The 23163-nt window shown below is 61.3% G+C and carries 22 protein-coding genes and 1 pseudogene; 14 read left to right on the forward strand and 9 right to left on the reverse strand.

All coding sequences use genetic code 11. The features are described 5' to 3' along the window. Positions 1 to 8: 8 nt before the first annotated feature. Positions 9 to 926, reverse strand: coding sequence for a D-hexose-6-phosphate mutarotase (locus EDC35_RS00720; protein ID WP_243651353.1), 918 nt, complete (start codon positions 924 to 926; stop codon positions 9 to 11). Next, positions 923 to 1501, reverse strand: a complete 579-nt coding sequence (locus EDC35_RS00725) for a Uma2 family endonuclease (RefSeq protein WP_132974931.1) — start codon at positions 1499 to 1501, stop codon at positions 923 to 925. The genes EDC35_RS00720 and EDC35_RS00725 overlap by 4 nt, the downstream gene beginning before the upstream one ends. A gap of 136 nt (positions 1502 to 1637) precedes the next feature. Between EDC35_RS00725 and EDC35_RS00730 the strand changes: the two genes are divergently transcribed. From EDC35_RS00730 to EDC35_RS00740, 3 genes and pseudogenes are all read left to right on the forward strand, one after another. Continuing rightward, complete coding sequence (locus tag EDC35_RS00730) at positions 1638 to 4178, forward strand: type I restriction-modification system subunit M (protein ID WP_132974932.1); 2541 nt, start codon at positions 1638 to 1640, stop codon at positions 4176 to 4178. Next, a complete protein-coding gene (locus EDC35_RS00735) occupies positions 4171 to 5457 on the forward strand; it encodes a restriction endonuclease subunit S (RefSeq protein ID WP_132974933.1) in 1287 nt (428 codons plus the stop codon). Before EDC35_RS00730 ends, EDC35_RS00735 begins: the two co-directional genes overlap by 8 nt. Positions 5458 to 5807: 350 nt before the next feature. Then, positions 5808 to 6112 (forward strand): annotated as a pseudogene (locus tag EDC35_RS00740) (HigA family addiction module antitoxin). Positions 6113 to 6116: 4 nt separating this feature from the next. Here EDC35_RS00740 and EDC35_RS00745 read toward each other — a convergent pair. Then, positions 6117 to 6527 (reverse strand): type II toxin-antitoxin system VapC family toxin, encoded by a 411-nt coding sequence (locus EDC35_RS00745; RefSeq protein WP_132974934.1) that lies wholly within the window; start codon positions 6525 to 6527, stop codon positions 6117 to 6119. Beyond that, the gene (locus tag EDC35_RS00750; RefSeq protein ID WP_132974935.1) at positions 6524 to 6751 is read right to left on the reverse strand and encodes a hypothetical protein; all 228 of its coding nucleotides are present in this window, start codon (positions 6749 to 6751) and stop codon (positions 6524 to 6526) included. The genes EDC35_RS00745 and EDC35_RS00750 overlap by 4 nt, the downstream gene beginning before the upstream one ends. A 235-nt stretch (positions 6752 to 6986) precedes the next feature. On the opposite strand from EDC35_RS00750, the gene EDC35_RS00755 reads away from it, so the two are divergent. After that, entirely contained in the window at positions 6987 to 10250 is a 3264-nt protein-coding gene (locus EDC35_RS00755) for a type I restriction endonuclease subunit R (protein WP_132974936.1), read from the forward strand. Next, positions 10251 to 10949, forward strand: a complete 699-nt coding sequence (locus tag EDC35_RS00760) for a M48 family metallopeptidase (protein ID WP_132974937.1) — start codon at positions 10251 to 10253, stop codon at positions 10947 to 10949. 60 nt (positions 10950 to 11009) lie between these two features. Here the strand turns inward: EDC35_RS00760 and groL are convergent, their stop codons facing one another. From groL to plsY, 3 genes are all read right to left on the reverse strand, one after another. Continuing rightward, a complete protein-coding gene (gene groL, locus EDC35_RS00765) occupies positions 11010 to 12656 on the reverse strand; it encodes a chaperonin GroEL (RefSeq protein WP_132974938.1) in 1647 nt (548 codons plus the stop codon). A gap of 70 nt (positions 12657 to 12726) precedes the next feature. Continuing rightward, entirely contained in the window at positions 12727 to 13017 is a 291-nt protein-coding gene (groES, locus tag EDC35_RS00770) for a co-chaperone GroES (protein ID WP_132974939.1), read from the reverse strand. Between the two features lie 259 nt (positions 13018 to 13276). After that, complete coding sequence (gene plsY, locus EDC35_RS00775; protein WP_132974940.1) at positions 13277 to 13873, reverse strand: glycerol-3-phosphate 1-O-acyltransferase PlsY; 597 nt, start codon at positions 13871 to 13873, stop codon at positions 13277 to 13279. Between the two features lie 75 nt (positions 13874 to 13948). Here plsY and folB point away from each other — a divergent pair, with 75 nt between their 5' ends. Continuing rightward, positions 13949 to 14308, forward strand: a complete 360-nt coding sequence (gene folB / locus EDC35_RS00780; RefSeq protein WP_132975639.1) for a dihydroneopterin aldolase — start codon at positions 13949 to 13951, stop codon at positions 14306 to 14308. A 158-nt stretch (positions 14309 to 14466) separates the two neighbouring features. On the opposite strand, the gene EDC35_RS00785 is transcribed toward folB, so the two are convergent. Both EDC35_RS00785 and EDC35_RS00790 read right to left on the reverse strand, forming a co-directional pair. Further along, entirely contained in the window at positions 14467 to 15105 is a 639-nt protein-coding gene (locus tag EDC35_RS00785; RefSeq protein WP_132974941.1) for an SOUL family heme-binding protein, read from the reverse strand. Continuing rightward, positions 15102 to 15617 (reverse strand): DUF2452 domain-containing protein, encoded by a 516-nt coding sequence (locus tag EDC35_RS00790; protein ID WP_132974942.1) that lies wholly within the window; start codon positions 15615 to 15617, stop codon positions 15102 to 15104. Before EDC35_RS00790 ends, EDC35_RS00785 begins: the two co-directional genes overlap by 4 nt. 144 nt (positions 15618 to 15761) lie before the next feature. Between EDC35_RS00790 and EDC35_RS00795 the strand changes: the two genes are divergently transcribed. From EDC35_RS00795 to EDC35_RS00830, 8 genes are all read left to right on the forward strand, one after another. Then, positions 15762 to 16949, forward strand: coding sequence for a class I SAM-dependent methyltransferase (locus tag EDC35_RS00795; protein WP_424565282.1), 1188 nt, complete (start codon positions 15762 to 15764; stop codon positions 16947 to 16949). Between the two features lie 73 nt (positions 16950 to 17022). Then, positions 17023 to 17469, forward strand: coding sequence for an ATP synthase subunit C (locus tag EDC35_RS00800; protein WP_132974943.1), 447 nt, complete (start codon positions 17023 to 17025; stop codon positions 17467 to 17469). Positions 17470 to 17485: 16 nt separating this feature from the next. Beyond that, positions 17486 to 17884: a V-type ATP synthase subunit F gene (locus EDC35_RS00805; protein ID WP_243651389.1), complete on the forward strand. Its 399-nt coding sequence runs from the start codon at positions 17486 to 17488 to the stop codon at positions 17882 to 17884. Continuing rightward, positions 17881 to 18528 carry a V-type ATP synthase subunit E gene (locus EDC35_RS00810; RefSeq protein ID WP_132974944.1) on the forward strand — a complete coding sequence of 216 codons (648 nt, stop codon included), beginning with the start codon at positions 17881 to 17883 and terminating at the stop codon, positions 18526 to 18528. The genes EDC35_RS00805 and EDC35_RS00810 overlap by 4 nt, the downstream gene beginning before the upstream one ends. A 10-nt stretch (positions 18529 to 18538) precedes the next feature. Beyond that, positions 18539 to 20338 carry a V-type ATP synthase subunit A gene (locus EDC35_RS00815; RefSeq protein ID WP_132974945.1) on the forward strand — a complete coding sequence of 600 codons (1800 nt, stop codon included), beginning with the start codon at positions 18539 to 18541 and terminating at the stop codon, positions 20336 to 20338. Between the two features lie 175 nt (positions 20339 to 20513). Continuing rightward, positions 20514 to 21077, forward strand: a complete 564-nt coding sequence (locus EDC35_RS00820) for a hypothetical protein (protein ID WP_132974946.1) — start codon at positions 20514 to 20516, stop codon at positions 21075 to 21077. 98 nt (positions 21078 to 21175) lie between these two features. Then, the gene (locus EDC35_RS00825; protein ID WP_132974947.1) at positions 21176 to 22324 is read left to right on the forward strand and encodes a phage/plasmid replication domain-containing protein; all 1149 of its coding nucleotides are present in this window, start codon (positions 21176 to 21178) and stop codon (positions 22322 to 22324) included. Then, positions 22324 to 22563: a hypothetical protein gene (locus tag EDC35_RS00830; RefSeq protein ID WP_132974948.1), complete on the forward strand. Its 240-nt coding sequence runs from the start codon at positions 22324 to 22326 to the stop codon at positions 22561 to 22563. The genes EDC35_RS00825 and EDC35_RS00830 overlap by 1 nt, the downstream gene beginning before the upstream one ends. Positions 22564 to 23163: the final 600 nt, after the last annotated feature.

Consider the following 23163-nt stretch of genomic DNA (forward strand, 5'->3'; position numbering starts at 1 on the left):
CATGGCAGTCACAGGGTTTCGATCCGATAGCTGGCGGTAAGTCGGGCGCTGCCCTGCGGCGGAATCTCGATCACCTCAGAGGCGGTATTGACCGTTTCAACACAGATGAAACGCTGATAGTCGTCATCGTCCAGATCATCCATCGCCCGTGCGGTCGCGATCCAGGGATTCCAGACCACGCAGGTACGGCTGTGCTGTGTTTCGATGCAAATCCGCCGGCCAAGCACCGGATCCTCAATGCTCAGACTGGCCGGAACCGCTTCGTAGATGCGATTGACCTCGCCAGCCACTGTCACCGGACCATCCTGCACGATGATCGCATCACCTGCGCCAGCGGCCTTGTCGATGTAACGACAGCCGGAGAGCCCGTTGACAGTCAGGCGCGTGGCATCGCCAATCCTGAAATAGGTATGCAGCCCCTGGGTGATCCGTAACGGCGTCTCGCCGGCATTACGGGTCGTCAGGGTCAGCGACAGGGTCGCGCCGACCTCGATCTCCAGCCAGAGATTGAAAGGATGCGGCCAGATGTCACGGGTCTCGGCATTGTCGGCCAGATCGAACCGGATCCGCGTCGCGCCATCGGGCAGTGACTCGCAGCCGCTCAGCGTCCAGGGCAGCATCCGCGCGAAGCCATGCAGACCCCGTCCGCTGGCGGTCGGATCCGGGCCGAACCAGGGCCAGCAGATCGGGATACCGCCCTTGATCTCACGGCCCGGCTCGAACCAGGCCCGCTCACTGACGAAGAGCAGGTCATCCGCCGCGCCAGCGGGACGATAGGACAGGATCTGCCCGGCATAGGGCGAGATCGTCGCGGTCGCCAGACCATTATCGATCTCGATCATGGTCAGACCGCCGCGCCCTTCGGCGAAGCCGAGTGTTCCGGGGATGCCGAATTCGGCATTCAAGGCATCGATGTTCACTGTCATTCCGGTTCATCCCACTGAATCAGGATCTCGGGCAGGATGCCGACGGGCGTTTCGCCAGTCAGCGCCTGCACATCCGGCTTGCCGTAAACGCCGTTCTCCAGCCGGTAGATCATCAGGATCCGGTCCTCGGGATGGACCAGCCAGTATTCGCGCACCCCGGCCGTCTCGTAGATGCGGCGCTTGACGATATGGTCGCGCGAGGCCGTGGCCGGCGACAGCACTTCCACCACCCAGTCCGGCGCGCCGCGAATGGCCTGCCGCTCGATTTTGGACGGATCGCAGATGACGAAGACATCGGGTTGCAGCACGGTGTGCGACTGATTGCCGCTTTCGCTGGTCTGGGGAAACAGGACATCGACCGGCGCAACGAACGGCTGACAGGGTTTGCCTTTGAGTGCATTTTGCGCCTGGGCGGCAATGCGCAAGACAACCTGCTGGTGCGCAATGACGGGTGCCGGCGCCATGGCATAAGGAATACCCTCGATCAGCTCATAACGCTGATCGTCCGGCCAGGTGCAGTAATCGGCATAGGTGAATCGCTGCGTCTGAACGTGTGAATGCGCCGGGTCGGTCATGATGGATTCCTCGCTGTGACCGGATGTCGGGTTGGATTATAACCAGGGTTAAACGGCAGGGTTCGACAGGCTCGCCACGAACGGATTTAATGACAGTGCTTGCCCGCCGACAAACCCACAGGAATCCCCGCTTGACATGTCCACCGCCAAACTCACGCTCGCCCGGCTCGAAAACCTGCTGCTCACCGCCTGCGACGATCTGCGCGGCAACATGGACGCCAGCGAGTACAAGGAATACATCTTCGGCATGCTGTTTCTCAAGCGCGCCAGCGATCTGTTCGACCAGCGCCGCGAGGAAATCAGGCGGCAGGGCCAGGCTGATGGTCTGAGCGACGAGGACATCGCCCTGAATCTGGAAGACCCGGACCAGTATTCCGGCAAATATTTCTTCGTGCCGCCGCGCGCCCGCTGGAACGAGCCCTGGACTGATGACGCCGGCCACGCGCAACCGGCGCTCAAGCACGTCAAGGAAAACGTCGGCACCCAGCTCAACAAGGCGCTGGAAGCGCTGGAAGAGTTCAACCCGGACGCCTTGCAGGACGTGCTCAGGCACATCAACTTCAACCGCCGGATCGGTCAGCACACGCTCGACGACGACACCCTGGTCAACTTCGTGCAGAACTTCGAGAAAATCCCGCTGCGGGATGACGATTTCGAGTTCCCGGATCTGCTCGGTGCGGCCTACGAGTGGCTGATCAAATATTTTGCCGATTCAGCCGGCAAAAAGGCGGGCGAATTCTATACCCCCGCCGAGGTCGTGCGCGTCTGCGTCGAAATCTGCAATCCCCAGCCCGGCATGCGCATCTATGACCCGACGGTGGGATCGGGCGGCATGTTGATTCAGGCGCGCGACTATCTGCGCGAATGCGGCGGCGATCCGCAGGAATTGACCCTGTTTGGCCAGGAAAAGATGGGCACCACCTGGTCCATCTGCAAAATGAACATGCTGCTCCACGGCATCGCCCACGCCGACATCCGCCAGCAGGACACCCTGCGCGAGCCGCAGCATCAGGCCGACGACGGCCAGCTCAAACGCTTCGACCGCGTACTGGCCAATCCGCCCTTCAGCCAGAATTACATCAAGAAAGACATCAAATTCCCCGGTCGCTTCCCGGTGTGGATGCCGGAGAAAGGCAAAAAGGCCGATCTGATGTTCGTGCAGCACATGCTGGCCGTGCTCAAGTCGGATGGCCGGCTGGCCTCGGTCATGCCGCATGGCGTGCTCTTCCGGGGCGGCGAGGAACGCGAGGCGCGCCGGTATTTCATTGATGGCGGTTATCTCGAAGCCGTGATTGGTCTGCCAAGCAACCTGTTCTACGGGACCGGCATTCCCGCCTGCATCCTCGTGCTCAACAAGGCCGGCGCGGCGGCGCGCGATCAGGTGCTCTTCATCAACGCCGACCGCGAATACCGCGAAGGCAAGGCGCAGAACCATCTGCGTCCCGAAGATATCGACAAGATCGTCCATGCCTACCGCGCCGGTCAGGATATTCCGGCCTATGCCCGCCGCGTCCCGGTCAGCGCGATCCAAGCCGAGGACTACAACTGCAACATCCGCCGCTATGTCGATAACGCCCCGCCGCCCGAGCCGCACGACGTGCGCGCCCATCTGCATGGCGGCGTGCCGGTCAGCGAGATCGACGGCCTGGCGCATTTCTGGCACAACTACGCCGGTCTGCGCGAAAGCTGTTTCGTGCCGCGCAACGCCATCGATCATGGCGCCCATTACGCCGACTTCGCCCCCGACCTGCACGACAAAGGCGCCATCGCCGACCATGTCAATACGCACCCCGGCGTCATCCAGCGCCAGACCGAGTTCATGGCCGACCTGCAACACTGGTGGCAACAGCATCTGCCCATCATCGAGGCGCTGGCCCCGGATACCGACAACCAGCAGGCCGCGGCCCGCAATGTCTACGCGGTGCGCGCCACCCTGCTCGACAGTCTCGCGCGTGCCTTTGCCGGTCAGAGCCTGCTCAACCGCTATCAGGTGCGCGGCGCTTTCGCCAACTATTACAAAGGGCTGGCCGCCGATTTCAAATCCATCGCCGCCAGCGGTTGGGGACCGGAGCTCATCCCGGACGAAGCGATTCTGCAGAGCCAGTTTCCCGAAGTGTTGGCCGAACTGGAACAGCAGCACAGCCGTCTGGCCGAATTGCAAGCGCTCTTTGCCGCCGCCAGCGAAGAGGATTTCGAGGACAGCGACGACAGCGGCGTGCTGCCCGCTGAAGAGGTGAAAACGCTCAAGACCCATCTCAAGGACGCCAAAGGTCGGCTGAAACTCGCCAAACGCGATCCCGCCTTCGGCGACTGGCGCGCCTGCCAGCGCGAGGCCGAGCGCATTGAGGCGCAACTGACCCGCCACAAGGCGCTCGAAGACGAGGCCAAAAACCTCAAAAAACTCATCAAATCGACCGAGAAGAGCCGCGATGAGCTGGTGGAGCAGGCACGGCAGAAGATCGACCGCGACGAGGCCCGGCAGGTCATCGTCGCGCGGCTGGGTGCGCTGCTGTTCGACAGCTACCGCCAGTATCTCCGCGCCGATCAACGCGCCTGCATCGCCGCGATTGAAAACCTGTGGAGCAAATACGCCGTCACCGCCAAACAGATCGAGGCCGAGCGGGATCAGGCGGCGGCTGAATTAAAGGCGTTTTTGGTGGAGTTGGGGTATGAGTGATATTGATGACGATGGCTGGTTAGAGTCCAGCTTTGGCGCGCTATGCTTGCGCATTGTGAATGGAGGCACCCCGGACACAGGTAACGCTGCATATTGGAATGGTGAAACACCATGGATTACCGGAGCAGATTTCACTGTTAATGGTGTCGGCGAGTTTCGGCGCTTTGTTTCGGATATTGGAATACTTGGCAGTGCGACATCAGTTGTCAAAGCCGGCAACCTCATAGTCGTTACCCGCACTGGCGTTGGTAAAATTGCAATCGCGCCATGCGATATTGCGATCAGCCAAGACATCACAGGCGTTTATATCGACACTGAAAAAGTCGAAACATTTTTTGTCTACTATTTACTGAGCCGAGAACTTGAGCAAATAAAAAAACTGAACCAAGGGACAAGTATTAACGGAATTATTCGCTCTGACCTTGAAAAACATGTCGTCAGGTTTCCTGCCGCAAAATCTGCGCAAATTAAAATTGCATCCATCCTCTCAAGCATCGACACCGCCATCGAAAAAACCGAAGCCCTGATTGCCAAATACCAGCAGATCAAGGCCGGCCTGATGCACGACCTCTTCACCCGTGGCGTCCTGCCCAACGGCCAACTGCGCCCGCCCCGCGAGCAAGCGCCCGAGCTGTATCAGGAAACGGCGATTGGGTGGATTCCGAGAGATTGGCGCGTTATCCGCTTGGAAGAAATCGCTGATGTTTTACGGGGAAAGTTTACGCACCGCCCTCGCAATGATCCCGCTTACTATGGAGGGCTGCACCCTTTTATTCAAACAGGTGATGTTTCTGCATCAAATGGCGGAATCATCAAAAACTATTCACAAACTTTGAGCGAAATTGGCGCGACGGTCAGTCAAAGTTTTCCTGCTGGCACTATCGCAATAACTATAGCAGCAAATATTGCCGATACAGGAATACTCGGCATCCCGATGTTTTTCCCTGACAGCATTGTCGGCGCTATTTTAAATGATGCCGCAAACTGCCGGTTTATTGAATTATGTATTCGGCGCTCTAAACACAAATTAGACGCCATGGCACCGCAAAGCGCTCAGAAAAACATTAACCTAAAAGATCTCAGGCCGCTGCAAATCCCTTATCCTTTTCGCGTGGAACAAGACCTCATAGCCAAACGAATCGATTTAGTTCAGGCAAAGATTGATATAGAGAAAAAGGCTCGCGATAAACTCAATCTTAAAAAACTCGGCCTGATGCAAGACCTCCTCACCGGCAAGGTTCCGGTGAAGGTCGATGAAGCGGACGCGACGGATGGCTAACCACTATGTAACCGTTCAGACCCTCTCCCCCCGGCCCTCCCGCCAGGGGAGGGGAGACGCAAACGCCTGGTTTGAGCAGACTCCCTCCCCCCTTGTGGGGGAGGGTTGGGGAGGGGGGCTGAACGCTTACACCGCTATCCCAATCTGAATCCACACAAGGCGCTGATCTGGCGCATCATTCACCGCGACAATCTGCCCTGGATTCTGGATCACGGTCTGCACTGCGCCCACTCGGGCTGATCAGCCCTGCTTCAACCGCATCAACGACCTAATGGCGGCTGTGCTTCATCTGGCGCGACGGTAACGCCTGTGCAGCGGAAATCATCGATTATCACTGAGGAGATGACCGCATGAACCCCATCGATGGCCTGCGCCCGGTTCATCCCGGCGAGATCCTGTGCGAGGACTTTCTTGTTCCGTTGGGTCTGAGCGTCAACGCGCTGGCCCACGCCCTGCGCGTGCCGGCGACGCGCCTGCATGAGGTCGTCAAGGAGCGGCGCGCGGTGACGCCCGACACCGCTTTGCGACTCGCGCGCTATTTCGGCGCCGATGCGCAGTCATGGTTGATCTTCAGGCCAGCTTCGACCTGAAATCGACCGAGCAGGCGGTGGGAGCCACCATCGTGCGCGATGTCAGACCGCGCGAGGTCGCCTGAGACGTCAATCCGCCGGAAGCGGAATCCACTCCGGCGCAATCGTCCTCAATGCGTTGAAATGCGGATCGGTGGTGACGAACCGTCCGCACCCATGATGCGTGGCGATCGCCACATGAACGGCATCCATTGCTTTTAGGCTCTCGGCGCTTGCAATAGTCAGGGCATCGGCGAACAAGGTCAGGGGGATATTCAAGGCTCGATTGGCGTCGAGTAAGCCACGATAGAGGCCGGCCAGCTTATCCTGCTTCATTCGTAACGGCCTGATCAGCACTTCTAGGCGCACGGCGTCGGATGTGCAAAACTCCCAACCGTTCTGAGCCAAAGCGGCGAGCGCGGCGCGAACCGGCGGTCGATATTGGTCCTGCCCCTCGACCAGGGTAATCCATACACAGGCATCGATATAAGCGAGCTTCATGTCGATTCGCGAAAGAGATTCAGTGTTTCCAGTATTTCCCGATGACTGCGACGCGGAATGTCAGCCGCATCGATCTCGTCCAGCATGGCGGATAAGGCTTGCCACTGCGATGACGACGGGCTTGCGCATTCTTCAATCTGGATGCGTACATGCTGCCCACGATACCGGTCCGGCACCTTGGCCGTCAGGACGCCCTCTCGCGAGACATTGGCTTCGATCTGCATGGAAAGTCTCTCGTCCGATTGATTCAATCAGGATTCTGGCAGGGCATGGCGTTCGTCGCAATCTCGGCAACCGCTTCGAGGATGGCGACGCGCACGTCGTCGATTATCTGGTGATCTGTGGCAACTGGACAGCCAGAAGGCCGGTCTGGGTGTGCAGCGGCTGGCGGCTTGAGCCGACCGACAGTGAGGCGCTTTTCCGAAAACGGCCCAAGGTCCAAATCGAAGGAAATGCCTGATGAGCGAATACACCGAAGTCGAGCAACCCTTTCTGGAGCAACTGGCCGGGCTGGGCTGGACGGTGATCGATCAGGGCACGGGCGTGCCGCAGGATGCCGCGCTCAGTCTGCGTCTCCACTTTCGCGAGTGGCTGCTGCCCGAGGTGTTCAAGGCGGCGGTGCGTGCCATCAACCGCACCGACGACGGATGCGAATGGCTGACCGACCGGCAACTGGAGGATCTGCGCGGTCAACTGCTGCGTCAGCCGGGCCGGACCCTGCTGGAGGCCAACGAGGCGGTGCAGGCGCTGCTGTTCAAGGCGCAGGTGGACGTGAACGAACTGACCGGCGAGGCCGATCCGGTGGTGCGTCTGATCGATTTCCACACGCCGGAGAACAACCGTTTTCACGCCATCAGTCAGTTCCGCATCGATACGCCGGGTGGCGTGAGGGCGTTCATCATTCTGGACATCGTGCTGTTCGTGAATGGCATTCCGCTCGGTGTCGTCGAGTGCAAGAAAGGCTCGGCGACCTGCGCCAATCCGATGCGGGAAGCCTTTGTGCAGTTCCAGCGTTATCTGGGGCGTCGCCCGGAGACGGCGGCGGCGGGGCTGAAAGAGGGCGAGCCGCGTCTCTTTCACAGCAATCTGCTGCTGATTCGCTCCTGTGGACTGGAGGCCGATTACGGCACCATCACCTCGGACGAGGAACATTTTCACGCCTGGAAAACCCTGTATCCGCAAGACGATGACGCGCGCGCGGGACTGAACGCGCAGCAGCAGTTGATCGCCGGCATGCTGACACGCGCCAATCTGTTGCAGATTCTGCGCACCAGTGCGGTGTTCATGGATGCCGACAGCGGGATGCGGGTGAAAGTGGTGTGCCGTTATCAGCAGTTCCGCGCGGCTAACCGAGTCATGGCGCGTCTGCGCACCGGCGGCTCGGCGCTGGAACGCAGCGGCGTGGTCTGGCACACGCAAGGCTCGGGCAAGTCGCTGACGATGGTGTTTCTGGCGCGGATGCTGCGCGCCAGCCACGACCTCAACGATTACAAGATCGTGCTGGTCAATGACCGGCAGGGTCTGGAGCAGCAACTGGGCCGAACCGCGACCCTGATCGGCGGGCGGGTGAACGTGATCGAGAGCCGTCAGGCGCTGCGCCAGCATCTGGCCAGCGACAGTTCCGACCTCAACATGGTGATGATCCACAAGTTCCAGGAGCACCGGCAGACCCTCAGCCATGCGGTGGCCGAGGCGCTGGGCACCTATCGGGCCATGCCGGCGGGCCGGACCTTCGGCGTGGTCAATGCGTCGGAACGGATCGTCCTCATGATCGACGAGGCGCATCGCACGCAAAGCTCGGATCTGGGCGACAACCTCTTTGAAGCCTTTCCCCATGCCACGCGGATTGCCTTTACCGGCACGCCCCTGATGACCGAGCGTCACGGCGAAAAGAAGACCCACCGGCGCTTTGGCGAGTACATCGACATCTATCGGCTGATGGACGCGGTCAAGGATGGCGCGACGCTGCAAATTTTGTACGAGGGCAAGACCGCCGACAGTGCGCTGAACGAAAAGCACGCATTCGATCAGGCGTTTGAAGACCTCTTTCGGGATCGCAGCGAAGACGAGTTGCAGGCGATTCGGAAGAAATATGGCGCGACCGGTGACATCCTCGAAGCCGAACAGCGCATCAATGCCATCGCCCGGGATCTGGTCGCGCACTACATCGACAACATTCTGCCCAATGGCTTCAAGGCGCAGGTGGTCTGTCATTCCAGGCTGGCGTGCGTGCGCTATCAGGCAGGCATCGAGTCGGCGCTGGCCGCGCGCATCGAACAGGAAGCGTCCCAGGCGACGCCGGACGCGGAGCTGATCCGGCGGCTGCGTTTCCTGAAAACGGCGGTGGTGGTGTCATCGGATGGCGTCAATGAGCCGGCCTATGTCACCCAGGCCCGCAAGCAGGCGGCGCGGATGAACGCGGTCGAGAATTTCTGCCGGGGTTTCGATCTTGACGACCCTGATCGGGACAAGACCGGCATTGCCTTTCTGATCGTCTGCGACATGCTGCTGACCGGCTTCGATGCGCCCATTGAGCAGGTGATGTACATCGACAAAAAACTGCGCGAGCACAGCCTGCTGCAAGCCATTGCGCGCACCAATCGGGTGAAGCCGGGCAAGCAGCGCGGCTATATCGTCGATTACATCGGTCTGGCCAATCATCTGACCGAGGCGCTGACCCTCTACGCGGCAACCGACGAGTTACAGGAACTGCGCGACGGGATGCGCTGCATCACCTCCGAACTGCCGATTCTGGAGGAGCGTTATCAGCGGCTGTTGCAGCATTTCACAACGCTGCGGGTGAAGGATATTCGCGCCTTCGTAACCGGCCAACTCAAGGGGCTCGATGCCGATGCGGCGGTGGTTCACGCGGCGGTCAAGGCGCTGAAGGATGAAAAACAGCGGGCGGATTTCGAGGTCTATCTGAAACAGTTTCTGATGAGCCTGGACATCATTCTGCCGCATGCGTCGGCGCAGCCGTATCGGGTGCCGGCCAAACGGTTCGGCTACATCCTGCAAGTAACGAAAGAGCGTTACAAGGATCGGAGCCTGGATCTGGGCAACGCGGGCGAGAAGGTGAAGGCGCTGATCAATGCGCATCTCATCAGCCTGGGGATCAACCCCAAGGTCGAGCCGGTGGAACTGCTGGCCGAGGATTTTCTGGAGCAACTGGCCGCGCACGCCGGCCACAACAGCGAAGCCAAGGCCAGCGAGATGGAGCACGCCATCCGTAAGCACTGCACGGTGCATCACGACGAAGATCCGGCCTTTTTCAAGCGTCTGTCGGAAAAGGTCGATGCGCTGATCGAGCGTCATCAGGATGAATGGGATCTGCTGGCGGAGCGGCTGGCCGAGCTGCGCACCCTGGCCATTGCCGGTCGTCAAATGGGGGAGGGCGGCATGAGCCGCGAGGCGACGACCTTTTACGAGCATGTTGCACAGGTTGGCTTTGCCAGCGGCACAGTGGATCCGGGGCAGAAAGATCCCTTCAAGACCTTGATGGAAACCACGGTGGAGATTCTTCAGGACAGCGTCGCCAGCCTCGACTTCTGGCGCAATCCCGACAAACAGAAGCGTGTGCGCGGCCTGCTCAAGACCGAGATCGCCCGCTCCGGTATCAACGAACTCAAGCATAACCGCGAACGTGTCGCCATCGAGATCATGAAACTGGCCCGAAACCGTCATGACGAACTGACCCGCGTCCAGCGGACGGGAGACGCCTGAATGCAGGTGCGCCGGGTACGTGACATCGAGTATCGGCTGTTGCCGGGCACCGAGCGCCGGACGACGGACATCGTGATCGAACGCGATGGCGTCATCACGGTGCGTCCGCCCCAACGGATGACGCCGGAGCAGGTGGATGAAACCGTCCTCAGCAAACGGCTGTGGATCTATCGCAATCTGGCTGAATGGCGAGCACTCAATGCCGCGCGCATCAACCGCGAATGGGTCAGCGGCGAGTCATTTCTGTATCTGGGCAGCCGCTACCGGTTACAGTTGGTCGCCGCGCAGGATGAACCGCTCAAGCTCAAGGATGGCCGTTTCTGTCTGCGGCGTTCGGTGGTCGAGGCCGGCGAGGCGCATCAGGCGTTCGTGACCTTTTACAGCGAAAAGGGTCTGCCCCGGCTCAGGCAGCGGGCGGTGATTTTAGCGGACAAGGTCGGGGTGTCCGTCGGAACGGTGCAGATCAGGAATCTGGGCTATCGCTGGGCGTCCTGCCTGACGCAGGGCGATCTGCATTTTCACTGGAAATGTCTGATGGCCCCCTTGACCGTCATCGATTACATCCTGGTCCATGAGCTGTGCCATCTGCATCATCGCGACCATTCGGACGCCTTCTGGAACGAGGTCGATAAGGTGTTACCGGATTATCGTGACCGTAAGGAATGGCTGCGGATGCGCGGCGCGGAGCTGGATCTTTAGGCCCCACAAAAAAAAGCCCCGCCGAGGCGGGGCTTTTTCAGGCTGGGACAGCGCCAGGGCTTACATCATGCCCATGCCGCCCATATCACCCATTCCACCCATGCCGCCGCCCGGCATCGGGGCGTCATCCTTCGGCTCTTCGGCGATCATCGCCTCGGTGGTGATCATCAGACCGGCGACCGACGCGGCGTTCTGCAGCGCGGAGCGGGTGACCTTGGTCGGATCCAGGATGCCCATTTCGACCATGTCGCCATACTCGCCGGTGGCGGCGTTGTAACCGAAGTTACCCGTACCTTCGGCGACCTTGTGCAGGATGACCGACGGCTCGCAGCCGGCGTTGGCGACGATCTGACGCAGCGGCTCTTCCATGGCGCGACGGGCGATGGTGATGCCGACATCCTGATCGTGGTTGATGCCGGTCAGACCCTTGACAGCAGTCTGGGCACGGACCAGGGCGACACCGCCGCCGGGGACGATGCCTTCCTCGACTGCCGCGCGGGTGGCGTGCAGGGCGTCTTCGACGCGCGCCTTCTTTTCCTTCATTTCCATCTCGGTGGCCGCGCCAACCTTGATGACGGCCACGCCGCCGGCCAGCTTGGCCAGACGCTCTTGCAGCTTCTCACGGTCGTAGTCGGAGCTGGTCTCCTCGACCTGAGCCCGGATCTGCTCGCAACGGGCCTTGATGTCGATCTCGGAACCGGCACCGTCGATGAGGGTGGTTTCGTCCTTGGCGACCTGGACGCGCTTGGCGGTGCCCAGTTCGTTGAGGGTGGCCTTCTCCAGCGACAGACCCACTTCCTCGGCAATGACGGTCGCGCCGGTGAGGACGGCGATGTCCTGGAGCATGGCCTTGCGACGGTCACCGAAGCCCGGCGCCTTGACCGCGCAGACCTTGACGATGCCGCGCAGGGTGTTGACCACCAGGGTCGCCAGCGCTTCGCCTTCGACATCCTCGGCGACGATCAGCAGCGGACGACCGGCCTTGGCGACAGCTTCCAGCACCGGCAGCAGCTCGCGGATGTTGGAAATCTTCTTGTCGTGGAGCAGGATGTAGGGATTGTCCAGCTCGGCGCTCTGGCTCTGCTGGTTATTGATGAAGTAGGGCGACAGGTAACCACGGTCGAACTGCATGCCCTCGACCACGGCCAGCTCGTTGTTCAGCGAGGTGCCGTCTTCAACGGTGATGACGCCTTCCTTGCCGACCTTTTCCATCGCCTCGGCGATGATGCGACCGATGGAGTCGTCGGAGTTGGCGGAGATGGTGCCGACCTGGGCGATAGCCTTGTTCTCGGTGCAGGGCTTGGAGAGCTTCTTCAGCTCTTCGGTCGCCGCTTCAACGGCCTTGTCGATGCCGCGCTTCAGATCCATCGGGTTCATGCCGGCGGCAACCGCCTTCAGACCTTCGCGAACCATCGCCTGTGCCAGCACGGTGGCCGTGGTGGTGCCGTCGCCGGCCACGTCGGAGGTCTTGGAGGCGACTTCCTTCACCATCTGCGCGCCCATGTTCTCGAACTTGTCCTTGAGTTCGATCTCCTTGGCGACGGAGACGCCGTCCTTGGTGACGGTCGGTGCGCCATAGGATTTCTCCAGCACCACGTTGCGGCCCTTCGGACCCAGGGTGACCTTGACGGCATTGGCGAGGATGTTGACACCCTCCATCATGCGAACACGGGCATCACCGCCAAACTTTACGTCTTTTGCGCTCATTCTTTCATTCCTCAATATGGATTCGATTCTTGGATTAACCGGGGTGCGGGATCACAGGGACGGAGGACGATCAGCCCTCGACGACACCCATGATGTCTTCCTCGCGCATCACCAGGAATTCCTTGCCATCGATCTTGACTTCGGTGCCGGAGTATTTGCCGAAGAGGACGCGGTCACCGACCTTGACATCCAGCGGACGCACGTCGCCGTTCTCCAGGATCTTGCCCTTGCCGACGGCGATGATTTCGCCCTGGATCGGCTTTTCGGTGGCGGAATCGGGGATCACGATGCCACCGGCAGTGGTGCGCTCTTCTTCCATGCGACGGACAACGACGCGGTCATGCAAAGGACGGATGTTCATGGATGCTCTCCATTGTGCGGTTGAGAAATTCGCGGAGTGCAGGCCGGGTCGGAGACAAACCAGCTATTAGCACTCACCTGGAACGAGTGCTAATGGTAGAGGGAAATCGTCGGGTGTCAAGTTTTTGATCGGGACAATCGCATGAATGCCGATGTCGTGAGCGCCGAAAAAATTTTTGACGGTCGATCCTCTGTCAGGGATCCGTTCGTAGTGAATTGATTTTTCAGCATTCCCATGGAATGCGACATATAGCTGCGGCTCAGTCGGATTTCTCGGTCAGACGATCCTCGGTGCCGGCGATGAGGTTGCGGATATTGCTGCGATGGCGCCAGATCAGGAGCCCGGTAATGACGAGCTGCATGCCGATCAAGGCCTGATCGGACCAGAACAGCCAGACGATTACCGGCGCCAGGGCCATGGAGATGAGCCCGGAGAGCGAGGAAATTTTCAGCACCTTGGCGACGAACAACCAGATGGCCGCGACACAGAGTCCGATCGGCCAGTAGAGCCCGAACTGCACGCCGAGCGCGGTCGCGACGCCCTTGCCGCCCTGAAAACGGAAAAAGACCGGATAGAGATGGCCGATGAAGGCAGCCAGACCGATACCCGCCAGGGTCAGCGGATCAACCCCGAGCAGATGTCCGGCAAGCATCGGGATCAGACCCTTGAGGCTGTCGCCGACCAGTGTGATGGCAGCGGGCCGCTTGCCGCCGATGCGCAGCACATTGGTCGCGCCAGGGTTGTTGGAGCCCTGGGTGCGCGGATCCGGCAGACCCATGAGGCGGCAGACGATAATGGCGCTGGAGATGGAGCCCAGCAGATAGGCGGCGACGATAAGCAGGATGGATGTCAGCATGGGTGGCAGTGGACCGGGGATGGTGAGTCAGGTCAAGATGACGGATCGGCCTGAATCATATCATTGGAGTTTACCCTGGACATCGTCTTCATCCGTGGTCTGCGTATCGAGACCACCATCGGCATCCACGCCTGGGAGAAGCACATCCGCCGCCCGGTCGTGCTTGATCTGGAGCTGGCAAGCGATATCGCCCGCGCCGCTGCAACCGACCGCATCGTCGACGCGCTGGATTATGAGGCCGTCACCCAACGCCTGATCCGCGAGGTTTCGAGCAACCGCTTCGAGCTGGTGGAGACCCTCGCCGAACGCTGCGCCACCATTCTGCGCGATGAATTCGGCATCCCCTGGCTGCGGCTCAGTCTCAACAAACCGGGCGCGGTCGGTGAAGGAATCGATGTCGGCGTGATCATTGAGCGCGGGCAGAGGTCGGACTGACTGCCGCCTGGAAGGCCGTCAATGGACAGGATTAACAGGATGCTCCAAGATTAACAGGATTAAAAACAATTCGTTACAAATCCTGTCCATCCTGCGAAATCCTGTTAATCCTGTCCATTTGAGGCATGTATCAGGTATCAATTTTTCAGAAAGTCAACTTAATCGTCCGCCACATCCATCAGAATCTCGTTGCGACGCAGAAAGCCGGGGGTGAAGGGATCGTTGTAATAGGCATAGACCGGCGCTGCCAGCGGACGCAGGTCACGGGCTTTGAGCCAGTCGCGCAGTGCCGTTTCCTGTGCGGCGATCAGATCGTCCGTGGTGCGGCCGCTGAAACGCACGACCGCACGCCGCTGCGCCGGCATCTCGCGCAGCCGCACCTCGTCAGTGGCGGGAGCGGGCAGGGTGTCGAGTTTATAGCCGGCGGGCATGATGAACTGCACGACCCATTCGCCGTCCGCATCCTGAGACTGGGTCACGGGCGCGGTCATGGCAATCCGTTCGGCGCGCTGCTGCGTCACCGGGGCGGTCATGGCGACCCGGTCGCCTGCGCGCTCTTTGGCGAAGATATAGCCAGCAAGCGGCGAAAAGCCGGCGCTGAGTGCCTCCCGGCGTTCGCCCCGGCGCGTCACCTCGGCGACCACCAGGGCCGGATAGTCGCGGATCTCGAATGGGCCGTCCTGCGCCACGACCTGATAAGCAGGCGTCTCCACGTTCTGCACCACGAAGACAAAAATAGCCATGGCGACGATGGCAAGCAGGATGATGGCGGCGACAACGATGAGCAGTGTTTTCATGGTGAGCGAGTAGTGCCAGGGTGATGGGGATGTTCGATGCCGCCGATGCGGAGCAACTGAGCAACCAGCTCGCCCGTCTCGTCGGTCGGCGTGGCATGATCGGTCGGCGTCCAGGAATAATCCGTTTCCAGTCGATAGGAACCGAGAAAGGCGTGCGGTGCGCGTCCACCCCAGTCTTGGGGCGACAGCATCGAAAAGAAGGGTTGACCGTCGGCGCGACGGTAAAGATGGTAGGTCTTGCCGGGGATGCGCTTGAAGGTGCAGCGGGCGGCGGTCAGCGCCTGGTCCTGCCGTGCGTCGGCCAGAATCTTGCGCGCTTCCGCCTGAAGCAGTTTGATCTGATCGGCGATGACGCGCAGTCTGGCTTCGGTGCGGATGCTCAGAATGGACTCGGCCCTGGCAATCTCGGCGGCCAGATCACCGCCATCGAAGGCCGGTGCCAGACGGCTGACCGGATACGGTGAACTGCGGGCGTCACCCTGATGGAGTGTGGCGGGCGGATTGTCGTTCATCTGTTGTGGCGTCTCCAAATAATCTGCTGAAATCGAAATAGACAGGATTAACAGGATTGTCCAGGATGGACAGGATTTTTCAAATCTTTGTTTTCAATCTTGTTAATCCTGCCAAAAGCCATCGTCACTTTCCTGGAAATCACCTTGAAGAACCATCGCAACCCGGCTCCGGCAGAGACAACGGCGGATTCAGACAGCCCCGAAACCCGTCTCAGCGCCCGGCTCCATGACCTGATCTGCGCCGAGATCGCCGCGTCCGGCGGCCTGCTTCCCTTCGACCGTTTCATGGATCTGGCGCTCTATGCGCCCGGTCTGGGCTATTACATCGCGGGTGCGCAGAAGTTCGGGCCGGGCGGCGATTTCGTTACCGCGCCCGAGCTGTCGCCGCTCTTCGGTCAGTGTCTCGCGGCGCAGTGCGCTGAGGCGCTGGAACGGCTGGACGGTGGCGACCTGTTCGAGTTCGGCGCCGGCAGCGGGGCGCTCGCGGCGCAGGTGCTCCAGCGGCTCGATGCGCTCGACGCACTGCCTGATCGCTATCTGATCCTTGAACCGAGCCCGGAACTCCAGGCGCGCCAGCGCGCATCCATCATCGACGCCGCGCCACATCTGGCCGACCGCTGCCGCTGGCTGACCGAACTGCCCCGTTCTCTGCGCGGCGTGGTACTGGCTAACGAAGTGCTCGACGCCATGCCGGTGCAGCGTTTTCGGGTGCGCGGGGATGGCGGCATCGACGAGATCTTCGTTACGGATGAGGGCGAGCGGTTAGCCGAGGTCACGGCCCCTGTGCGCTCGCCCGGACTCAGCGAGGCGGTCGCTGCCTTGCAGTCCGAGGGTTTCGCGTGTGCGTCCGGCTACAGCTCTGAGATCAATCCGCATCTCGCACCCTGGCTGACGGCCTTGTCGGACACGCTGGACGCCGGGCTGGTGCTGCTGATCGATTATGGCTATCCCAGGTCGGGCTATTATCAGCCGGATCGGAACATGGGTACGCTCATGTGCCACTACCGCCATCAGGCCCATGACGATCCCTATCGTCATCTCGGGTTACAGGACATCACCGCCCATGTCGATTTCACCGCCGCTGCCGAGGCCGGCGAGGCGGCTGGTTTCGCGCTCGCCGGTTTCACCAGTCAGGCGCATTTTCTGCTTGGCTGCGGCATCGATCAGCTTCTGGCTGAAGCGCCAGACGCAATTGATCAGGCACTGGCTGCCAAGCAGTTACTCCTGCCCACAGCGATGGGCGAACGGTTCAAGGTGCTGGGCTTGAGTAAGGGCGTAAGCGGCCCCTGGCGTGGGTTCGAGGTGCGGGATCTGCGGGATCGGTTGTATTAGCGACCAGCGATTGGGCTTGACATCGCCAAAAGGCGCAACACAATTTTTCACGATTTTCAACCCGGAGTGGAATATGTACTGGCTTGTCGCACTCATGTCCTTCGCCATTCTCGGCCTGATCGTCAGCGGCATTCTGCTGGAATGGCGACCCCGTTTCGTCAGCCGCATCCGCCCCTGGTGCAAACCCGCGCTGGGGACGCAACTGGCGGTCTTCATCGGCGCCCAGTTCGCACTGCTGCTGCTCGGCATCCAGGACGCCTTCGCCAATCCGGAAGACGTCGCCGCCGTCGCTGGCGAAATGTCGGTCGGCATGGGGCTGGCCATCATCGGCGTTGGCATCCCGACCGGACTCTCGACCATCGGCGCCGGGATCGCGGTCGGACCCATCGGTGCGGCCTCACTGGCGGCAATCACCGAGAAGCCGGAAAATCTCGGACGCACGCTCATCTATCTGGGACTCGCCGAGGGCATCGCCATTTACGGTCTGGTCATCTCCATCCTTCTGCTCAACAAAATCTGAGACCGGCATGCGACAGATGGCGCGGGGCGCTGACGTGGGGATCGACATGGATAACCAGGATGATCCGGTTCAATCGACCCGGATGCTGTTTTTCGGCGATGATCTCCTGGCCGACGGCCTGCGCCTGATCGGCTTCGAGACCTATCCGAGTCCCGACCCGCAGGCGGTTGACCGGATCTTTCGTGATCTGCGGCGGGGACACGAGCGGGCCTTCGTGCTGGTGGACGATGCGGTGATGGGCCAGAACATACCCAATCTGCAACAGGTGCGCCGCGAGGGTGGACACATCGTCGTGATCGCGGTGCCTGCGCTCAATGCACCGCCGCAGCTCAACAGCGAGGTGGCGCGCCGTCTCGCCGCACTCTTCGGCGCCAACCTTGAATCCGGCCAGTCCGGGGAGCGAGAGCCAGAGTGAATCAGGTAGACGAACTGGAACAGGCCATCCTCGCCCGTGCCGAGCGGCTGGCGACCGAATATCGCGAGCGCGCCGGACGCAGCCGCGACAGCATTCTGCGCGAGGCCGCCGAGCGTCTGCGTTTGCGCGAGGCGCGCGAGGAGTCCATCGCCAAATCGCTCGGTGACCGCACCTTCCGCCAGCAGGTGCAGGCCAGCGAGTTGAAGATGCAGACCCATCTTGATCAGGTGCGCTGGAACCTGGTCCGCGACGTGGAACGCGGACTCGCCGACCGCATGCGCGTCTTCATGGAGGATGAAGCCGTCTATGACGCCTGGCTTGATCGGCTGATCATCGAGGCCGCTGCCCTGATCGAGACACCCGACCTCATCGTCGCCGCCAACGCCCTGGATCAGCGCCGACTCAATGCCCGCTGGGATCGACTCACGGCATCCCTGCCGCCCGGCAAGACCGCCGCTCTCGCCCCTGCCGCCGACGCACTCAACACCCTCGGTGGTGCGGTCATCACCAGCCGGGACGGGCGCATCCGCGTCGATCAGACCTTCGAGGGGCGGATCGAGCGTCTGCGGCCCCGCATCCAGCAGACCATCCTGGAACGGCTGCTGCCGGGCGGATTCGAGACCGGCAACCTCTTTACCGGATGACGAGATCATCATGAGCGAAACCACCCGAGTCGGCGTCATCCGTGACATCAACGGTCCCATTGTCACCATCGACCTGCCCGGTGTGCGCAGTGGCGAACAGGTCAAGATCGGCGAGCTTGGTCTGTTCGGCGAGGTCATTTCGCTGCGCGGCCGGCAGGCCGTGGTCCAGACCTACGAATCCACCGATGGGGTGCGACCCGGTGAACCCGCCGTCGGACTCGGCTGGCCGCTGTCGGTCGAGCTTGGCCCCGGACTCATGGGCGGCATCTTCGACGGCGTACAGCGGCCCCTGTCGAAGATCGCGCTGGAGTCAGGCGATTACATCCGTCGCGGCATCAGCGTACCGGCGCTGGATCGTGGCAGGGAATGGGTATTCGCGCCCAACCCGGCGCTGGAGCCCGGCGCCCAGGTCGGGCCGGGAACCGTGCTCGGCACCGTGCAGGAAACCCAGACCGTGCTGCATCGCATCCTGGTGCCGCCCCATGTCGTCGGCGATCTGGTCGAGATCGCCCCCGCTGGCAGCTACGATATCGAATCGACCATCGCCCGCGTGCGCGACCAACGGGGTACGAGTCACCGACTCAGTCTCTATCACCGCTGGCCGGTACGCAAACCGCGCCCCTATCTGAAGCGCGACGACGGCATCGCCCCGCTGATCACCGGACAGCGGGTCATCGACACCTTTTTTCCGCAGCTCAAGGGCGGGAAGGGCGCGGTTCCCGGCCCCTTTGGTGCGGGCAAAACGGTGGTCCAGCAGCAGATCGCGCGCTGGTCGAACGCCGATATTGTCATCTATGTCGGCTGCGGCGAACGCGGCAACGAACTGGTCGATGTACTTGAAACCTTCCCGCAACTGGACGACCCCTATTCCGGGCGCAAGCTCATGGAGCGCACCCTGCTGGTCGCGAATACGTCCAACATGCCGGTGGTTGCCCGCGAGGCGTCGGTCTATGTCGGCGTCACCATGGCCGAATATTACCGCGACATGGGCTATGACGTGGTCATGCTGGCGGATTCGACCAGCCGCTGGGCCGAGGCGCTGCGCGAGGTCTCGGGCCGGCTCGGTCAGATGCCGGTGGAGGAGGGCTACCCGGCTTATCTCGCCTCGCGGCTGGCCGCCATCTACGAACGTGCCGGACGGATCGAGACTTACGGCGCCGGCTCCGGCTCGGTGACGCTCATCGGTGCCGTCTCACCCCCCGGCGGCGATTTCTCCGAACCGGTCACCAGCCATACCAAAGACATCATCGAAACCTTCTGGGCCTTGTCCAAGGAACTGGCCGACGCCCGTCATTATCCATCGATCGACTGGGTCACCAGTTTCTCGAGTCATGTCCACGCGGCGGCTCAGTGGTGGCACCAAGAAATCAGTCCGGACTGGGAGAAACGCCGCGCGAGCGCGCTCACACTCCTTGCGCGTGATGCCGAACTCTCGCGCATCGTCAATCTGGTCGGCCCCGAAGCACTCTCCGATTCTCAACGCTGGGAACTGGAAGGCGCCTCGCTCATCAAGGAAGGCGTGTTGCAACAGAGCGCGCTCGACGAGATCGATACCTTCTGCTCGCCGGCCAAGCAATTTGCATTGCTTGATCTGGTCATCGCCCTGTATCAACACGGAGAATCGCTCATCAAGCTTGGCGTGCCGGTTGCTGAATTACAGCGTCTGCCGCTGCTCGCCAAGATGCGGCGGATCAAATCCATGTATTCGAGCGAACAGTTGGATCAGCTCCAGGCATTCCGGCATGAGGTTGAACAGGCGATGGAGGCGATTCGTGTTGAGTATGCGAGGCAGGGTGCTGATCGTGATTAGAGCTTGCGTTCGTTGTAATAGTCTCAAATCCAGCGCCCCTTTCACTTTACATAATATACATTATGCGCAATCCGATCAGGGGCCAAAATCGGCTCCCCGATCAGCATCCGCGCGGCTTTCCGACCCGTCCACGGCCACCACGGGCGCGGTCAAGTTGTCATCTGCGGCGGTCACGTTGGCCGTCGAGCCGGCGGCGCTGGACAAGTTGTCATCCGCCGACGATTGGGCCGATGCCGACCTCCTGAGCGCCGGCTTCGCCGCCCATCCGCTGACTTTACGTAAGCTGCAACGCGCGTGCGGATTCACCGACCAGCAGGCGGCGGACGCTTGTCTGGTTTCCCTGCGGACTTATCGCCGCTGGTGCGCCACGGGCAAACCCGATCCGACCGCCGTCCGCTTGCTGGCGATCCTGGCCGGCTTTGTGCCATGGTCCGGTTGGCACGGCTGGGAAGTCCACCGTGGCTATCTGTTCCCGCCCGGCTATACCCGTGGCGGCATCCTGCCGTCCGAGTTCTTCGCCCTGGTCTTCTATCGTCAGCAGGTCAGCGAGTACCAGCGTCTCCATGCCCAACTGAAAGCCCGCGTCCAGCTCCTGGAGGCGCAACTGGCCGGGCATCAACCATTGGCGCGCGAGGTAGCGTTACAGGCCCGCGTGCAGGCGCTGGGCGTCCAGGTCCAGGCGTTGGGTGCGGAACTGGCCGGGCTGGTAACGACGCCGGAGAGCGCCGTTCATGGGTAATCGCGCGGGCGCCGGGATGGGCCGTTTTCAGGTGGGAGTGTTAGTAGCACTCCCACTTATTCTCACTAGTGAGAAAAACGCCCGGTTTCGGGGGTCCGATGGACCTCTCTAATCCAGCCCTGCATGTCGATTTTCTGGATGTCTGGCAGCAGCACGACGAGGCGCCTGAATGGGGTTCGTCGCGGCGCTTGGACATCGATCTGAAGACCGGTGAGCTTCAGTATCAGACGGTGAAATCCGATCAGCTCAAGGGCTCCTGGGAATCGTCGTTGATGATTCGGTCCTTCGGCGGGCGCGTCCAGGTCCAGGGCAACCCGAGCAAATGGGGCCGCTCGGAAGCGGTGGCCTTGGGCTGTCCATCGATCTTTGAGGCGGTGAAGGTCTATAACGGCGTCCTGGCCGAATTGAATCTGCCCCTTTTTCATTACCCGGATCGAATTCAAGTCCTGGGCGATGGGGGCGCGATTGATCGCACGGTTTTAAAAGGGCCGCGTGTGTCGCGTATCGATATTGCGGCGAATCTCATTCTTGGTTCGTCGGAATCTGTTGCGCATTATCTGAATTGGCTCTTGACGCAGCGCGTGGGGCATCGCGGTCAGCCGTTTAGCGTCAAAGGCGAGTTGTCGGTGCTGGCGGGCTCGCGGCGGACGCGGCAGCGGGCCTGCTACGGCAAGGCGGACGAGGTGCTGGAACAGATCAAGCGCTGGCGGCGCAAGCGCATCGGCGATATTGAGAGTGTGACGGACTATTTGAATGCACTGAGAGAACGGTTACATCGTGATGGTTGGGTACGTGATGAATTACGCCTTTATACAGACTACTTGAGCAGAGCAAATCTGGCGTATATCGAAAATTGGAGTGATGAAACGATGAAAGAGCAATGGCAAGCATTCAAGGTTGATGCGCAGGAAGTGGGCGCGGTGATTGATTGGAAATCGGAAGTGGTGGTGCGGCTGGTCGCGCGTGGGGTCGGCGAACGAGCTGCACGTCAGCGGCTGGAAGTCTTGTTGGCCTGGATGGGCGGGATTGACGTTGGTCCGGGTAACGGCCGCTCTCAGGCGACGTTCTACCGCATCGCCAAGGATCTCCGCGAAGTGGTGGGCGTGGACATTCGCAGCCGTCCGAATGTGGTGACGCTGGGTTCGCGGTCTCAGCAGTTGGCGCGGCCGGTCACGGCGCGGGTGGCGACCCTGGCCGATGTCCAGGCGCTCTATGAGGGGCTGCCGGAGTTGAGCGACGTCGCCTGATGGATCTGGTTGGCTTCTGCATTGGCAATGAGCGCCAAGAGTTTCTGGTGCGGATCGATTCGCGCCCTGGCGTCCGCTGGCTGTTCTGGGCCTGTACGCCGTTTCTGGCGAAGGTCTATCCCAGTCGGCGCAAAGCGGCATCGGTCGCGCGGCAGTTGGATCGATCGGGCCTGCTGGTGGTGCCGCTGTATGACCTGGGCGATGAATGGGCGGTCGAGTGGCCGGAGGTGGCCGGATGAACAATGTGCTGGATCGGCTGGCGATTCGCTTGGCCGATGTGTTGGGCCTGGACCCCTGTGTGATGGTCTGCCGCCTGCGTTGGCTGCTGTGCTGGCGCCCTGAGGTCCGTTCCGTCTGGCGTGAGATGCTGAATAGGGTCCAGGTTGGGCAGGTGCCGGCTCGCGCTGCTCGCCGAAGCGCCAGCGGCGGTGATCAGCGCGAGCCGGCTGCACTACCGCCGCAAGCTTCCCGACCCTGCTCTTGAGCTGAGGCCGGGGGGTGTGGGGGGAGCCCCCCACGAAAGGGTTGCATCACGCCAAGTTCGCGGGTCGAAGGGTCGGCGTAGCGAACCCTTGACACCGAGCACGGGGCGTTACAATGGTCTCGACGAAGCGGAGGGCGCGTTCCCCTGCTCCCTCGCTTCGGCGAGAGTGACAGAACGCCCCGCGCGCAGCGTGTCAAGGGCGACCCGTAGACCCTGGCGCTGTCGTCTCAGCGTCTTCCCCCCCCTTGAGGGGTGGCATCCGTGGAGCGGAGCGGAATGGATGACGGGGTGATCAGACGGTCGCGGCCATTCGACAAGTTGGGCCAACTGCGATCTGCTAGGCTTTCCGGATCCA

It is taken from the genome of Thiobaca trueperi, from assembly GCF_004342175.1.
GTDB lineage: Bacteria > Pseudomonadota > Gammaproteobacteria > Chromatiales > Chromatiaceae > Thiobaca > Thiobaca trueperi.